Origin of the sequence: Pseudomonas vranovensis, from assembly GCF_040438935.1 — a bacterium.
Taxonomy (GTDB): domain Bacteria; phylum Pseudomonadota; class Gammaproteobacteria; order Pseudomonadales; family Pseudomonadaceae; genus Aquipseudomonas; species Aquipseudomonas vranovensis.
Window position 1 is genome coordinate 5,740,807 of record NZ_CP159259.1, and the last position, 15,181, is coordinate 5,755,987.

Below are 15,181 nucleotides of genomic sequence, written 5' to 3' on the forward strand. Positions count from 1 at the left end.
TCCTTTTTTTATGCCGGCAGGAAATACCTTGTGGACATGCATCTTGCAAGCAGGATTTTCACCGGCCTTGCAAAATGCACGATCATGGTTTTGAGTTTGATTTTTAAGTATTTGATTTTAAAGGACTTATATTGTTGCGCAAACTGGCACAAGCCCTGCAATGGTATTCATACCCCTGCTGCCAGGACTTACGGCGCAGACTTTTCGAAAAACAGGAGTGTCTCGTATGAAGAAGTTCGCTATTGCTGCCGCTACTGCCACCGCCCTGACCCTGACCATGGCTAACGCGGCATTTGCCCAACAGGCTACTCAGGCACCGCTGACCGTTGCTGCCGGTGAAATGACCGAGGCAAAAGAAGCGACCTCCGACACCTGGATCACTACCAAGGTCAAAGCTGACCTGATGACTGAAAAAGGTATCCCTGGCACAGACATCAAAGTCGAAACCAACAAAGGCGTGGTTTCCCTGTCTTCCGACGTGACACTGTCCGACTCGCAGAAAGATATGGCAGTGGCCATTACCAAGAAAATCCAAGGCGTGAAAGCCGTCTCGGCTGATGGCCTGAAATCCGAATAAGCAGCAAGTTTGTCCCGACTCGCAGAACTCAACGGTTCATGCGAAAGACCAAAAGGACTTGGTCGCTCAAAGCCCCGGCACAGGTTGCCGGGGCTTCTTTATTGGCCGCGCCTACTCGGCATCCAGATGCATAGGCGTGATGACTCGCCCGTCAGGTTCGGACTGGCCCAGGCTGGCATCGATGAAATACACCCGGTCATCTTCCAGCTTGGCCTTGTCGACCAGGTAGTCCTTGATACTGCTGGCCCGCGCCTGGCCGAGCTGGCGCAGTAGCAGCGCGCTTTCAGCCCATGACTTGAGCACCGCATCACGCAACTGCGTCGTGCGCTGTTCACGGTCCAGTTGCTCCCACTCTGCAGGCGGTTGCTTCTTCAAGCGGGTACGGTAGATGCCTTCGAGCATGGCCGGTTTGTCACCATCCGGCACTTTCAGCTCGGAAGCCTGGGCCGGCACCTTGTCGCCGCGGCGCTGGAGGATCTTGTAATAGGTGCTCTGATACTCGCGCTCCAAGCGCTGCTGGGCAATCAGCGGGCCGTCGCTGCTCTGGGCGCTGGTGCCTTCGATCTCGAGGCGCAGGGCCGGGCGTTCCTTGAGGGCGGCAGCCAGTTTGTCCAGAGCGCTCTGGGCATCCGGTGCCAGGTCGCTGGAGCCGGCGGCAAAGGCCACGCTGCCAAGGTCCTGGGCATCGCCGCCACTGATCAAGCCGCCAATGAACTTGAACGGCGCCTGGGCTGCACGCAGCACCAGGTTGCGCAGGGTCTGCCAGACAATTGGCATGACGCTGAACTGCGGATCGTTCAGGTCGCCTGTGACTGGCAGCTCGATGGAGATCTTGCCATCGGTATCCTTGAGCAGCGCCACTGCCAGGCGTATCGGCAGGTCGACGGCATCCGGGCTGTCCACTTTCTCCCCCAGTTGCAATTGCTCGACCACCACCTTGTTCTCGGCCTTTAGCCGACCCTGAGTGATGATGTAGTGCAGGTCGATATTCAGACGGCCCTTGCGGATGCGGAACCCGGCGAACTTGCCTGAGTAGGGCGTCAGGGTGGTCAGCTCGACACGCTTGAAGCTGGTAGCGATATCCAGGCTGGCCATCGGGTCGAAGGGGTTAAGTGCACCTTTGATGGTGACAGGTGCATAGCGATCGACCTTGCCCTTGATGTCAACCTTCGCTGGCTTGGGCTGGCGGTTGTCGATGGTACCGATCTGGCCGTTGAGTTGCTGGATAGCCGTGGCAAAGTTGGGCGTCAGGCTGAAGTCGGCAAAGTTGGCCGAGCCATCGTTGATGTCGATGGCGCCGATGCGAATGCCCAGTGGCTTGGCGCTGCCTGCTGCAGGCTTGTTCGCAGTCTGGGTCTGAGCCGTGGCCGGCTGCGGAATCAGCAGGTCGTCGATGTTGGTCGTGCGGTCCTCGTTGATCATGAAGCGCGCATACGGTTGCTTCAAGGTTACCTTGCCGATGCTCAGGGCATCACCGTGGCGGTAGGACACCGCATCCAGGTTCAATTGCTGCCATTTGACAAAGTCTCGATCCTTGATGGTGTCGAGGGTGTGCAGTTGGTCGACCTGGGCCTTGCCCTCAATCGTGAAGGCCAAGGGCTCGACGCTCTTGAGGTTTACATCGAGATCACTGCCCAGCATGCCGCTGCGCAGCTCCAGGCGTATGAAAGGGCTGATGTAGGCCTGGGCAACGCGCAGGTCGATGTCCTGGGTGTTGACCTTGACCCGTGCCGTGATCGGCGCCAGGTTGACCTCGCCGGCGGCCTGCAGTTTGCCTTGCTTACCCACGCCGGTATCGAGTTTGAGAGTAAAGGGCGACTGATTGAGGCTGTCGAAGTTCTGCAGGTCCAGATTCAGGGGGCCAAGCTCCAGCGCGACGGGCTCTTTTTGCGAACGGTCGGCCAGATGAACCTGATAATTGCGCAACTGCACGTCCTTGAGCAGGACTTGCCAGGGTTTGCCCGGTGCCGCGGCTGCGGTGTCTTCCTTGGCATCCGGTGCGGCGGCTGCAGGCGCAGCCTTTTCTTGCGAGCTGGCCTTGGCGGGCTCGCTGGCGAACAGCTTTTGCCAATCGAGCTGGCCATCCGATTCCAGGGCAGCCCAGGTTTCCAGCTTCTCGCTGCGAATCTTGCCGACAGTGACCAGTTGTTTGGCCAGGTCCACGGACGTTTCACTCACATCCAGGCGCGCCAGGCGGGCCAGCGGGCGTCCATCCGGGGCCTTGATGGCAAACGGCGCGATACTGATCGCGGTGTTGTCGAGCAGCAGTTCGGTTTCCTTTGAGAGGTTCAGCGAGTAGTGGGTGTCGAGGCTGAGCACGCCTTCTTCCAACACCAGCGGGACGGCATCGCGGACATAGGGCCAGAAGGCCTTCATCTTGCCGTCCGTAATCTTCAGGGTGCCTTCAGAGGTGAGGGGGATCAGGCTGAACGTGCCGCTCCAGTCGATACGACCGCCGTGCGGGCCGATGGCCACCAAGGTCATGTCGGTGCTGTCTTCGGGCAGTGTGCTGAGGTTCTTCAGTTCCAGGTTCATCGAGTCGTAGAGAAACTCGATCGGTTCGCTGGGGCGCAGGTCTTCAAAGTGCAGGTAGCCTTCACTCAGTTTGATGCTGCCGATGCGCACCGGAAAGGGATCGCTCGGTGGCTCCTCGGACTTGGGCTCACTGGGCGGCAACCTGAACAGTTGGGTCAGGTTCAGGCTGCCATCCTTGGCAAACAATACTTCGGTGCGGGCCTTGTCCAGTTCGATGCCCTCCAGGTGCAGGGCACCGGACCACAGGCTGTCGATCTGCAGGTTGGCATAGAGGCGCTCGAAGCCGACCTGTTCCTTGCCGGTCTCGCCAATCTGCAGCCCCCACAGCGTCAACTCCAGGCTGAACGGGTTGAGCTCGATACGCTGCAAGTGGGCGGGCACCGTGGCGTAATTGGCCAACTGCTGGTTGACGATACGCAGGGCCACCCCTGGGAGAATCAGAAAGCCTAGCAGGCTGTACAAGGCCACTGCGGCCAGCATGGCGCCGATGGCGCGTTTCAATCCTTTGGGCATGTGCGACGTCGTCTGTCTCGAACGGGAGTGCTTGGAGTATGGCACGTAAAATCGGTTCCGAAATTACTCCAATAATTAGCGAAATTTCGCTTCAGAGCTGAAGAATCAAGGTCTTGAGCGGTGATTGGCCGTCCTGCGACGGAAAGTCGCCGGCGGGTTTGAGGGCTTGCCAATCACGTACCGGACGACCACTTTTTTCGGCACAGCGCAGGACTTGGTCGCGCCATTCGTCGAAGCTGACTTTGGCCAGGTTGTTACAGCAGATCAGTACGCCGTCTTCGGCAGTGCTCAACAGGGCCGGCTTGAGCAGGCTCTGATAGTCACGCAGCAGGTCGACGGTGCCGAAGGCGCTCTTGGCCCAGGCCGGTGGGTCGAGAAACACCAGGTCGAACTGACGCTGCTCCAGGCGCGGGTAAGGCGGCAGCTTGTGCCCGCGCCGCTGGCTGACGGGCAGACCTGCGAGCTGGCGGATGGCAGGGAAGTAGTCGGACTGGACAAATGCCATCGCTGGCAACTGTGGGTTGAGAGCATTGTTTTCCTTGCCCACTGCCAGGTTGCCCTCTGCAAAGTCCAGGTTGCACACCTCGCGAGCACCTCCCGCCGCAGCGCTGAGGCCGACACCGCAGGTGTAGGCGAACAGATTGAGCACACGCTTGCCGGCACTGTGCTGCTTGACCCAGCCGCGGGCATTGCGCAGGTCGAGAAACAGCAGCGGGTCCTGGCCGGCATGGCGGCCTCGTACCCGGTAGTTCAGGCCCCACTCGTGGCCGATGTGATCGCCCAGGGCTGCTTCGCTCGCCTGGTAGACCGGGTCGCGGCGGTCTATCCGGCTGTTGCCCTGGGAGCGGTCGTTGTACACCAGCAGCAAGGCAAGGCGCAGTTCTGCTTCGATGGCTGCGTGCAGGGCAAGAAGGGTGTCGGTGTCCAGGGTATGGTGAAAACTCTGCACCAGCAGCTGTGGGCCATAACGATCGATGGTCAAGCCGCCGGCGCCCTCCTGGCTGCCATGGAACAAACGGTAGCAATCGGTGCCTTGGGCATGCAGTTCGCTGAGAAGGCCCTTGCGGGCATCGAGGGCGGCGCGCAGCGCCTGATTCAAGAGGGACATGCACGTGGCCTTGGTTTGCGGACGTGCAGTTTAGCAGCAGAAGGCGGGGGAGGGGCCGTTGCAGCCCCTCCCGGGGTGATTAGCGCTCGATCGCCAGGGCTACGCCCTGACCGCCACCAATGCACAGGGTAGCCAGGCCTTTTTGGGCATCACGCTTGATCATTTCGTGCAGCAGAGTGACCAGTACGCGACAGCCAGAAGCGCCGATCGGATGGCCCAGGGCAATGGCACCGCCATTGACGTTGACCTTGCTGGCATCCCAACCCAGCTCCTTGCCAACCGACAACGCCTGGGCAGCGAACGCTTCGTTAGCTTCGATCAGATCCAGGTCGGCCAACTGCCAGCCGGCCTTGTCCAGGCAGCGACGCGTAGCGCTTACCGGGCCGATGCCCATGATTGCCGGGTCGACACCAGCGTTGGCATAGGCTTTGATCCGAGCCAGGACCGGCAAGCCCAGCTGCTGTGCCTTGGCTGCGCTCATCAGCATCACTGCCGCAGCACCATCATTCAGTGAAGAGGCGTTACCGGCCGTAACCGTACCCTCTTTCTTGAAGGCAGGCTTGAGTTTGCTCAGGGACTCGGCGGTGGTGCCGGCACGGGGTTGCTCGTCGACGGCAAAGGCAATCGGGTCGCCCTTGCGCTGAGGGATCAGGATCGGCGTGATTTCGTCGACAAACCGTCCCGACTCGATGGCCGCTGCGGCTTTTTGTTGCGAGGCCGCGGCGAAGGCATCCTGGTCCTCGCGACTGATGCCGTACTTCGCCACCAGGTTCTCGGCGGTGATGCCCATGTGGTAGTCGTTGAAGGCGTCCCACAGGCCGTCGCTGATCATGCTGTCGATCAGGCTGCTGTGACCCATGCGCAGGCCAGTTCGGGCACCGGGCATCACATAGTTGGCCAGGCTCATGTTTTCCTGGCCACCTGCGATGATGACGTCGGCGTCACCGCAGCGGATGGCCTGAGTGGCCAGGTGCAGGGCTTTTAGCCCCGAGCCGCACACCTTGTTCAGGGTCATGGCGGGGACGGCGTGGGGCAGTCCAGCCTTGATCGCCGCCTGGCGCGCGGGGTTTTGCCCGGCGCCTGCGGTCAATACCTGGCCGAGGATGACTTCATCGACCAGTTCACCGTCGACGCCGGTCTGGGCCAACAACTGGCGAATCACGGCCGCGCCCAGGTCTACGGCTGGGATGGTGGCCAACGCTCCCTGGTAGCTACCGACAGCGGTACGGGTGGCGGCAACGATAACGACATCTTGCATGGCGCAGGTCCTCACTCTTATTCGATTTGGTGTCAGAACAGCACAGGCCCCTCGGGCCTTGATAGACCGTCATGGTGGCATAGATGCCGGGGGGACCGCCAACGGCGAACCGCTCGCTCGTGTTCAACCGAGCCCCATGCGCCGCCGGGCTCGTTGCAGCGAGCCATCGCGCATGGCCCAGCGCAGCACCGGTGCGGTGCTGCTGATGCCCAGGCGGATCAGTCGGCGTTGCATGGGATGTTGGTGCAGGTCGAGCATGGCGCTGGCCCATGGCGGTAACAGGTCGATGCCCGCGCGCAGCATCAGACTGCCCATCGGCTTGGCCAGGCGGCTGGGCGCCGGGGCATCGAGCAACACCTGTACCACTTCTTGGCTGCGGGCATCGCAGTGCAAGTGCGGGCGCATGGCCTGCAGGTAGTCACTCACTTGCTGATGGGAGCGGGGTACATTGCGGGCCCCCAGGCGTTCGGCGATCAGGGCGATCTGAGCATAGTAAGCGTCCTGCTCGGCCAGCGGCATGTGCGGGTTGCGGTAACGCAGATGGGCAGCGAGAAAGCTGCTGACTTCAGCCACATGCACCCAGGTCAGCAGGTCAGGGTCGCTGGCGGCGTAAGGACGACCATCTGCGGCGCTTCCCACCACCTGAAGGTGAATGGTGCGTACTTTGTCGATGAGCCAGTCGGCATCTCGGGTGGCGCCAAACGTGGTCCCCGAGATGAACTGGCTGGTGCGTCGCAGGCGCCCGAGCAGGTCCTGACGGAAGTTGGAGTGATCCCACACCCCAGCCAGGGCAAGCGGATGCAGCAGTTGCAAGAGCAAGGCACTGATCCCACCGACCAGCATGCTCGGAAAATCCCCATGGACGCGCCAGCTGACGCTGTCTGGGCCGAACAGGCCAGGGTCGCCCTTGGGGTTTTCCAGATCCAGTTGCCCCAGGGACAAGCCCGTGAGGCTCATCACCTGGGTTTCGATGCGGCGGCGAATCGCTTCCATGGCTACCTTATTGCGCGGTAGCCGTGTACAGGCTGCCGCTTACTGGTTGAGGCGCTTGTCGATAAGCCCCTGGACCACGCTGGGGTCGGCCAGGGTCGACGTGTCGCCGAGGTTGTCGAGTTCGTTGCAGGCGATCTTGCGCAGGATGCGGCGCATGATCTTGCCTGAGCGGGTCTTGGGCAGGGCCGGGGCCCACTGGATCAGTTCCGGCTTGGCGAAGCTGCCGATTTCCTTGCTGACCAGGGCCAGTAGCTCCTGCTTGAGGACGTCATCTGCCGCAACGCCGTTCATCGGTGTCACAAAGGCGTAGACCCCTTGCCCCTTCAGATCGTGAGGGTACCCGACTACGGCCGCCTCGGCGATGGCATCGTGCAGCACCAGTGCGCTTTCGACTTCGGCGGTGCCGATCCGGTGTCCGGACACATTGATCACGTCATCGATGCGGCCGGTTATCCACAGGTCGCCATCGGCATCGCGGCGTGCGCCATCACCGGTGAAGTAGTACCCCGGCAGCGGCTTGAAGTAGGTTTCGATCATTCGTTGATGATCGCCGTACACGCTGCGGATCTGAGCAGGCCAACTGGCCTTTATCGCCAGCATCCCGCTTCCGGCGCCTTCGATCAGTTTGCCCTTGTCGTCGAGCAGCACGGGCTGTACGCCGAACATGGGCTGTGTCGCGCAACCGGGCTTGATGCGCCGCGTACCCACCAGCGGGCTGATCATGATGCCGCCGGTCTCGGTCTGCCACCAGGTGTCGACGATGGGGCAGCGTTTCTCGCCCACGGCCTCGAAATACCATTCCCAGGCTTCAGGGTTGATCGGCTCGCCAACGCTGCCAAGCAGGCGCAGGCTTTTGCGCGAGGTGTTCTTCAACGGGCCATCGCCCTCACGCATCAGGGCGCGCAACGCGGTGGGAGCGGTATAGAAGATGTTCACCTTGTGCTTGTCCACCACCTGCCAGAAGCGCGAGGCGTCTGGATAGTTGGGCACGCCTTCGAACATCAGGGTAATCGCACCGTTGGCCAGCGGCCCATAGACGATGTAGCTATGGCCAGTGACCCAACCCACGTCAGCGGTACACCAGAATACTTCGCCGTCGCGGTAGTCGAACACTGTCTCGAAGGTCATGGTGGCTTGCAGCAGGTAGCCGGCGGTGGTGTGCATCACTCCCTTGGGTTTGCCGGTGCTGCCGGAGGTGTAGAGGATAAACAGCGGATCTTCGGCGGCCATCGGCTCGGGTGGGCAGTCAGGGCTGACCTTGGCAATGGCGTCGTGGTAAGCGATATCGCGTCCTTCGCTCCAGTCGATAGCGCCGCCGGTGCGCTTCACCACCACGACGGTGCTCACGTTCGGGCAACTGGCCAGGGCCTTGTCGACATTCTTTTTCAAGGCAATGGTCTTGGCGCCGCGTACCCCTTCGTCAGCGGTAATGACCGTGCGGCAGTCGGCGTCTAGAATCCGGTCACGCAAGGCATCGGGAGAAAAGCCGCCGAACACCACCGAGTGAATGGCGCCGATCCGGCTGCAGGCCAGCATGGCGTACGCCGCTTCGGGAATCATCGGCATGTAGATGCACACCCGGTCACCTTTTTTCACCCCGCGCTGCTTGAGCACGTTGGCCAGGCGGCTGACCTTGTCATGCAATTCGCGGTAGGTGATCTGGCTGGAATCGTTGGGATCGTCGCCTTCGCGGATGATCGCGACTTGATCGGCGCGCGTGGCCAGGTGACGATCGATGCAGTTGTAACTGACATTGAGTTGCGCGCCTTCAAACCAGCGTGCCTGGCCGGTCTTCATGTCGCTGTGCTGAACACTGGCGAAGGGTTTTATCCAGTCCAGGCGTTTGGCCTGTTCTGTCCAGAAGGCATCGGGATCTTCTATCGACTGGCGGTACAGGCGCTCGTAATCGGCCTGGCTCAGTCGTGCCGCTTTGCTGACGGCGTCGGCATGGGGATATGCGCTGATATCGAACATGGCGGGGTCCTGTTCTGCTTGTTTTGGTCAGAAGCCTGCCGGGGGCAGGCGCCTGCAACAGTGTCAGAACAGTGTAGCCGCTACCCCTGGCCGTGTTCGTTCGACCCGGGGTAGCGAAGGCGGTTCAACCGCGGTGGCGGCTGCGGAAGAAGTTGATCAGGCCTTGGGTGGATGCGTCCTCGGCGGGCTCTTCGATGCCGCCGGTCAGGCGCTGGTACACACCCTTGCCAAGCTCCTTGCCCAACTCCACGCCCCATTGGTCGAAGGCGTTGATACCCCAGATCACGCTCTGCACGAACACTTTGTGCTCGTACATCGCAACCAGCGCACCCAGGCGACGGGGGCTGATGCGCTCGACCACCAGGGTGTTGCTCGGACGGTTGCCCGGAATCACCTTGTGTGGCGCAAGTTTCTGGATGTCGTCTTCGGCCAGGCCTTTGTCGCGCAGTTCGGCTTCTGCTTCGGCGCGTGTTCTGCCGAGCATCAGGGCCTGGCTTTGCGACAGGCAATTGGCGTATAGCCACTGATGATGATCGGCGACCGGATTGAAACTGACGACCGGAACGATGAAGTCGGCCGGGATCAGCTGGGTGCCCTGGTGCAGCAACTGATGGTAGGCGTGCTGGCCGTTGCAGCCCACGCCACCCCAGATCACCGGACCGGTGTCGTGGTTGACTGGGGTGCCGTCCTGGCGAACGCTCTTGCCGTTCGACTCCATGTCCAACTGCTGCAGGTGCTTGGTGATGTTTCGCAGGTAGTGGTCATAGGGAAGGATTGCATGGCTCTGCGCCCCCCAGAAGTTACCGTACCAGACACCCAAGAGGGCCAGCAGCACGGGCATGTTCTGCTCGAAAGGCGCGTTCTGGAAGTGCTGGTCCATGGTGTAGGCACCCGACAGCAGCTCCTTAAAGTTGGCAGTGCCGATGGCCAATGCGATCGGCAGGCCGATCGCCGACCACAGCGAATAACGACCGCCCACCCAGTCCCACATCGGGAAGATATTTTCTTCGCGGATACCAAAGGCCACGGCGGCGGCCTTGTTGCTGGAAACAGCGATGAAGTGCTTGTACAGCTCGGCTTCAGAACCACCCTGGGCCAGGTACCAGCTGCGCGCCGCTTGGGCGTTCTTCAGGGTTTCCAGGGTGTTGAAGGATTTCGATGAAACGATGAACAGCGTGGTTTCGGCGCGAAGCTTGGCCGACAGCTCGTGGAACTCGCTGCCGTCGATATTGGCCAGGTAGTGGCAGCGTACGCCGCGCTGGGCGTAGGGCAGCAAGGCTTCAGAGACCAGCTCGGGGCCCAGGAACGAGCCGCCGATACCGATGTTCACCACGTCAGTGATCGGCTTTTCGCTGTAACCGCGCCACAGGCCGTCATGGATGCGCCCGACCAGTTCGGTTACCTGGTTCAGGACCTTGTGCACCTCGGGCATCACATTGACGCCGTTGACGTTCAACTTGTCGCCCACCGGACGGCGCAGGGCCGTGTGCAGCGCCGGGCGGCCTTCGGAGGCGTTGAGGATTTCGCCGGCGAACAGCGATTTGATCGCGTCCTGCAAGCCGACTTCGTTGGCCAGGTTGACCAACAGGTCGCGGGTCTGGCCGTTGATCAAATTCTTCGAGTAGTCGAGAAACAGGCCGCAGGTGCTCAAGGAGAACTGATTGAAACGTTGCGCATCAGCATTGAATGCGTCCCGCATGCTGAAATCCTGCAAGGCTTCGCGGTGCTGTTGGAGTGCCAGCCAGGCTGGCAGGGACGTAACGTCATGGGGGGTGCGGTAATACGCCATTGCTGCAGATTTCCTTATTGCGTGAGCTACCTGGGACACTAGAAAAAACGACCTGTTTGCAGGCTGGTGACAATTATAGGCACACAGCCTGGAGATCAGGGCGCGCTGGCCTCATGCCAGTTGTACGGGAATGGCGTTGCTGGTGTGGCTCAGCTCGTTACCTGGGGCCATGTAGAGCATGCGGGGCTTGAAGTTGACCAGCTCGGCTTCGCTGTAGTGAGCATAGGCACAGATGATCACCCGGTCACCGACCTTGGCCTTGTGTGCGGCAGCGCCGTTGACCGAGATCATCCGCGAGCCTTCTTCGCCGCGAATAGCATAGGTGGTGAAGCGCTCGCCATTGTCGATGTTGTAGATCTGGATCTGTTCGTACTCGCGAATACCGGCCAGGTCGAGCCAGAGGCCGTCGATGGCGCAGGAGCCTTCGTAGTCGAGCACCGCGTGGGTGACTTCGGCGCGGTGCAGTTTGGCCTTGAGCATGATGGCGTGCATGGGGTTCCTCTGCGGGATCTTGTTACTGGTCGTCGAGGTTCAAGTGCAGGTTGTCGATCAGGCGCGTCGCCCCCAGGAACGCAGCCACGAGGATCACCAGGTCGCGGTCATCGGCGGTGGCCGGGCGCAGGCTGAGGGCCTGGCGGACTTCCAGGTAGTCGGGGCGAAAGCCGGCAGCGATTAGTTGTTCCTGGCTGCCGGCGATCAGGGCCGGGTAATCACGCGTGCCTTGCTCGATGGCCGCGGCCATGGCGCTCAGCACGCGATACAACGCTGGCGCGGTGGCGCGTTGTTCTTCGTTCAGGTAGCCGTTGCGCGACGACAACGCCAGGCCATCGTCGGCGCGCACGGTAGGCTCGCCAATGATCTGGATCGGCATGTTCAGGTCGCGTACCAGCGCGCGGATCACCGCGAGCTGCTGGAAGTCCTTCTGGCCGAACACGGCCAAGTCCGGTTGGACCATGTTGAACAGCTTGTTGACCACGGTCGCCACGCCTTCGAAGTGCCCCGGGCGGCTAGCACCGCACAGGCCTTCAGACAATTGTGGGACGCTGACCCGGGTCTGGCCGGCCGTGCCGTCGGGGTACATTTCTTCGACAGTGGGCGCGAACAGCAGGTGGCAACCCGCCTGGAGCAGGGTCTCCTGGTCGGCAGCGAGGGTACGAGGGTATTTGTCGAGGTCTTCGCTGGGGCCAAACTGCAACGGATTGACAAAGATGCTGGCGACCACGAAGTCGGCACGCTGCGCGGCCTTGGTCACCAAGGCGGCATGGCCGCTGTGCAGGTTGCCCATGGTCGGTACGAAGCCGATGCGCTTGCCTTCACTGCGCGCGCGCGCCACGGCGGCGCGCAGTTCGCGGACGGTCTTGACTGTATTCATGCACTGAACCCGTGTTCGCTGCCTGGGAAGCTGACGTCCTTGACCGCTGTTACGTAGGCCTGGAGCGCACCCTGGATGTCGCTCTGACCGGCCATGAAGTTTTTCACGAACTTGGGCACTCGACCAGTCAACGACAAGCCCAGCATGTCGTGCAGCACCAGGACCTGACCGTCGGTCGCGCTGCCGGCGCCGATGCCAATCACTGGAATACTCACTGCCTGGGTGATTTCAGCCGCCAGTTCGCTCGGTACGCATTCAAGCAGCAGCATGGCGGCGCCGGCCTGCTCGAGGGCAATGGCGTCGGCACGCATCTGGCGCGCCTGGCTTTCCTGGCGACCCTGGACCTTGTAGCCACCCAGAATGTTGACCGCCTGAGGGGTCAGGCCCATGTGGGCACATACCGGTACGCCACGTTCGGCGAGCATGCGAATGGTATCGCCCAGCCAGGCGGCACCCTCGATCTTGACCATATGGGCGCCAGCCTGCATCAGGGCGCCACAGTTGGCGAAGGCCTGGTCGGCAGTGGCGTAGGCCATGAAGGGCAAGTCGGCAAGGATCAGCGCGCCTTCGTTTCCGCGCTTCACACAGGCGGTGTGGTAGGCCATGTCGGCGGTGCTGACGGGCAGGGTGCTGTCATGGCCCTGCAGGACCATGCCCAGGGAGTCACCCACCAGCAGGATTTCCACGCCGGCACGGCTGGCAGCCTGAGCAAAGGTCGCATCATAGCAGGTCAGCATGGTTATTTTCTCACCCTTGGCCTTGAGGCTCTGCAGGGTGGTCAGGGTTACTTCTGGCATGAAAAGGAATCCTCGTTCAGGCGCTGTGAAAAACGACTGCGTACAACGCGTGTATTCATCTTCTGGAACAGCACATCATCGATTGTGGTGTTTTGGTTACGACCTGTTCCAGGCCTATATACGCCTTTTTGCGGCGCGCAGGCGCCGCGGGACGCCTATAGTCGTGAGGGTGGGGGCTGAAGTCAATTACCCTGTTACCGCATTGTTACGAATGCGCTGTTACAGGCGTTACCGTGTGGGGGAGTACCCGTCTACAGGCGCTCCAGGCCGACGAACGGGCAATCTGCCAGCAGTTGGGCGAGCGCGCGCCCATCGGCCAGCAGGAAGTCGTTCGGGACCAGTTCGGCAAGGGGGTAAAGGACGAACGGTCTGGCCTGCATGTGGTAATGCGGGACCTTGAGGCGGGGAATATCGATAACCTGGTCGCCGTACAGCAGGATGTCCAGGTCGAGGGTGCGCGGGCCCCAGCGCTCCTTGCGCTCGCGACCCTGCGCGGCCTCGATGGTCTGCAAGCTATCAAGCAGCACCAGTGGGGCCAGATCGGTTTCCAGGGCGGCAACGGCATTGGTGTAGCGCGGTTGGCCCGGTGACAGTGATTCGCTGCTGTAGAACGCAGAAACCCCCGTCATCGTTGTTTCAGGCAGCTGGCGCAGCGAATCGATTGCACTGCGCAACTGTTGGTTAGGCTCATCCAGATTGCTGCCCAGGCCGATATACACGCGCTCCATGCTTTATTCGCCTGCGGCGTCGGCACGTTTGCGTTTGCTCGGGCTGCGCTTGCGTTTGCGCGGAGCGGCACCGGTACCTTCGTCACGAGAGCCCAGCTCACGAATCATGTCGCGGCGCTCGGTGTCGTTGCAGTCCTGGTAGTCGGTCCACCATTGGCCCAGGCCGTCGGTTTCCTCGCCAGCACTCTCGCGCAGCAACAGGAAATCGTAACCGGCCCGGAAGCGTGGGTTGTCCAGCAACAGGTCGGCACGCTTGCCGCTGCGCCGCGGCAGACGCTCTTGCATGTCCCAGATCTCGCGGATCGGCAGGGTGAACCGCTTGGGGATTGCAATGCGCTGGCACTGTTCGGCGATCAGCTCATGGGCCGCTTCGTTCATGGCCGGAATCGGCGGCATGCCACGGCTTTGCAGGCGCAACGCTCGACCTGGCAAGGCCGGCCAGAGCATGGCGGCAAACAGGAACGCGGGCGTCACAGGCTTGCCTTGCTTGATGCGCAAGTCGGTGTTGATCAGTGCCTGGCTGATCAGGGTATGCGTATAGGTCGGGTGTTCTTCCAGGGCCTCGGCACTGGCCGGGAACAGTGGATCGAACAGTTGCAGGTCGACCAGCATCTCGAACGTATCGGCGGCGTAGCCGGAGAGGAACAGCTTGAGCGTTTCCTCGAACAGGCGGGCGGCTGGAATTTCACGCAGCATGGGCGCCAGGTCGCGAATCGGCTGCACGGTGTGCTTCTCGATGCCGAAATTCAGCTTGGCGGCAAACCGCACGGCACGCAGCATCCGTACCGGGTCTTCCTGGTACCGCTGGGTCGGATCGCCAATCAGGCGGATCAGGCGATTGCGAATATCGTGTACGCCATTGGCGTAGTCGAGGATGCGCTCGCTGACCGGGTCGTAGTACAGGGCATTGATGGTGAAGTCGCGGCGTTGCGCGTCTTCTTCCAGGGTGCCATAGACGTTGTCGCGCAGAATTCGCCCACTCTCGTTGCGGGACGAGGTGTGGCTGTCTTCAGCTTCGCTTTCCGGGTGGTTGGCGCGGAAGGTGGCGACTTCGATGATTTCACGTCCGAAATGGATGTGAACCAGTTTGAAACGGCGACCAATGATGCGTGCGTTGCGAAACTCGGCGCGAACTTGTTCTGGCGTGGCACTGGTGGCGACGTCGAAGTCCTTGGGGGTAATCCCCAGGAGTTGGTCACGCACGCAGCCACCAACCAGATAGGCCTGGTAGCCAGCATTTTGCAGGCGCTCGACGATGCTCACCGCATGACGACTGAATTGGCCACGTTGCAGCGAGTGTTGACCGCTATTGATCACTTCAGGCGTGGTGCGCTTGTGGTGCGGACCACGTACGGGAGGACGGAACGACTGGAACAGCTTCTTCAGCATGGGATGCACTGTTTGAAGGAATGTTCGGCCAAAAAAGAAGAATGGCCGCATGATGGCCGGGGATTCTAGCATTTACTGGGCAGATGGTGTAGGCGGTAGCAACGTGGGGGTGACGCCGGGGAGAAACTACAAGGGGAGCCGAAGCTCC

At 61.4% G+C, this 15,181-nt stretch carries 12 protein-coding genes; 1 reads left to right on the forward strand and 11 read right to left on the reverse strand.

Going from position 1 to position 15,181, the window contains the following annotated elements; genetic code table 11:
- Positions 1-226 precede the first annotated feature (226 nt).
- Positions 227-577 carry a BON domain-containing protein gene (locus ABVN19_RS26620; protein ID WP_028944519.1) on the forward strand — a complete coding sequence of 117 codons (351 nt, stop codon included), beginning with the start codon at positions 227-229 and terminating at the stop codon, positions 575-577.
- A gap of 111 nt (positions 578-688) precedes the next feature.
- Here the strand turns inward: ABVN19_RS26620 and ABVN19_RS26625 are convergent, their stop codons facing one another.
- From ABVN19_RS26625 to ABVN19_RS26675, 11 genes are all read right to left on the reverse strand, one after another.
- Positions 689-3,625, reverse strand: a complete 2,937-nt coding sequence (locus ABVN19_RS26625; RefSeq protein ID WP_105642707.1) for a DUF748 domain-containing protein — start codon at positions 3,623-3,625, stop codon at positions 689-691.
- A gap of 91 nt (positions 3,626-3,716) precedes the next feature.
- On the reverse strand, positions 3,717-4,733 hold the full coding sequence (locus ABVN19_RS26630) for a class I SAM-dependent methyltransferase (protein WP_105642706.1): 1,017 nt from the start codon (positions 4,731-4,733) through the stop codon (positions 3,717-3,719).
- Positions 4,734-4,812: 79 nt separating this feature from the next.
- A complete protein-coding gene (locus ABVN19_RS26635; RefSeq protein ID WP_105642705.1) occupies positions 4,813-5,991 on the reverse strand; it encodes an acetyl-CoA C-acetyltransferase in 1,179 nt (392 codons plus the stop codon).
- 123 nt (positions 5,992-6,114) lie between these two features.
- On the reverse strand, positions 6,115-6,984 hold the full coding sequence (locus ABVN19_RS26640) for an oxygenase MpaB family protein (RefSeq protein WP_105642704.1): 870 nt from the start codon (positions 6,982-6,984) through the stop codon (positions 6,115-6,117).
- 39 nt (positions 6,985-7,023) lie between these two features.
- Complete coding sequence (acs, locus tag ABVN19_RS26645) at positions 7,024-8,958, reverse strand: acetate--CoA ligase (RefSeq protein WP_105642703.1); 1,935 nt, start codon at positions 8,956-8,958, stop codon at positions 7,024-7,026.
- A 124-nt stretch (positions 8,959-9,082) separates the two neighbouring features.
- A complete protein-coding gene (pgi, locus tag ABVN19_RS26650) occupies positions 9,083-10,747 on the reverse strand; it encodes a glucose-6-phosphate isomerase (RefSeq protein ID WP_105642702.1) in 1,665 nt (554 codons plus the stop codon).
- A 111-nt stretch (positions 10,748-10,858) separates the two neighbouring features.
- The gene (gene panD / locus ABVN19_RS26655; RefSeq protein WP_028944512.1) at positions 10,859-11,239 is read right to left on the reverse strand and encodes an aspartate 1-decarboxylase; all 381 of its coding nucleotides are present in this window, start codon (positions 11,237-11,239) and stop codon (positions 10,859-10,861) included.
- 22 nt (positions 11,240-11,261) lie between these two features.
- Complete coding sequence (gene panC, locus ABVN19_RS26660; RefSeq protein ID WP_028944511.1) at positions 11,262-12,119, reverse strand: pantoate--beta-alanine ligase; 858 nt, start codon at positions 12,117-12,119, stop codon at positions 11,262-11,264.
- Entirely contained in the window at positions 12,116-12,916 is an 801-nt protein-coding gene (gene panB, locus ABVN19_RS26665; protein ID WP_028944510.1) for a 3-methyl-2-oxobutanoate hydroxymethyltransferase, read from the reverse strand. The genes panC and panB overlap by 4 nt, the downstream gene beginning before the upstream one ends.
- 251 nt (positions 12,917-13,167) lie before the next feature.
- A complete protein-coding gene (gene folK / locus ABVN19_RS26670; RefSeq protein ID WP_028944509.1) occupies positions 13,168-13,644 on the reverse strand; it encodes a 2-amino-4-hydroxy-6-hydroxymethyldihydropteridine diphosphokinase in 477 nt (158 codons plus the stop codon).
- A 3-nt stretch (positions 13,645-13,647) separates the two neighbouring features.
- On the reverse strand, positions 13,648-15,033 hold the full coding sequence (locus ABVN19_RS26675) for a polynucleotide adenylyltransferase PcnB (RefSeq protein ID WP_028944508.1): 1,386 nt from the start codon (positions 15,031-15,033) through the stop codon (positions 13,648-13,650).
- Positions 15,034-15,181 lie beyond the last annotated feature (148 nt).

Coding starts and splice junctions, on each gene's coding strand:
- ABVN19_RS26620 (WP_028944519.1), top strand. CDS start 227: ATGAAGAAGTTCGCTATTGCTGCCGCTACTGCCACCGCCCTGACCCTG.
- ABVN19_RS26625 (WP_105642707.1), bottom strand. CDS start 3,625: ATGCCCAAAGGATTGAAACGCGCCATCGGCGCCATGCTGGCCGCAGTG.
- ABVN19_RS26630 (WP_105642706.1), bottom strand. CDS start 4,733: ATGTCCCTCTTGAATCAGGCGCTGCGCGCCGCCCTCGATGCCCGCAAG.
- ABVN19_RS26635 (WP_105642705.1), bottom strand. CDS start 5,991: ATGCAAGATGTCGTTATCGTTGCCGCCACCCGTACCGCTGTCGGTAGC.
- ABVN19_RS26640 (WP_105642704.1), bottom strand. CDS start 6,984: ATGGAAGCGATTCGCCGCCGCATCGAAACCCAGGTGATGAGCCTCACG.
- acs (WP_105642703.1), bottom strand. CDS start 8,958: ATGTTCGATATCAGCGCATATCCCCATGCCGACGCCGTCAGCAAAGCG.
- pgi (WP_105642702.1), bottom strand. CDS start 10,747: ATGGCGTATTACCGCACCCCCCATGACGTTACGTCCCTGCCAGCCTGG.
- panD (WP_028944512.1), bottom strand. CDS start 11,239: ATGCACGCCATCATGCTCAAGGCCAAACTGCACCGCGCCGAAGTCACC.
- panC (WP_028944511.1), bottom strand. CDS start 12,119: ATGAATACAGTCAAGACCGTCCGCGAACTGCGCGCCGCCGTGGCGCGC.
- panB (WP_028944510.1), bottom strand. CDS start 12,916: ATGCCAGAAGTAACCCTGACCACCCTGCAGAGCCTCAAGGCCAAGGGT.
- folK (WP_028944509.1), bottom strand. CDS start 13,644: ATGGAGCGCGTGTATATCGGCCTGGGCAGCAATCTGGATGAGCCTAAC.
- ABVN19_RS26675 (WP_028944508.1), bottom strand. CDS start 15,033: ATGCTGAAGAAGCTGTTCCAGTCGTTCCGTCCTCCCGTACGTGGTCCG.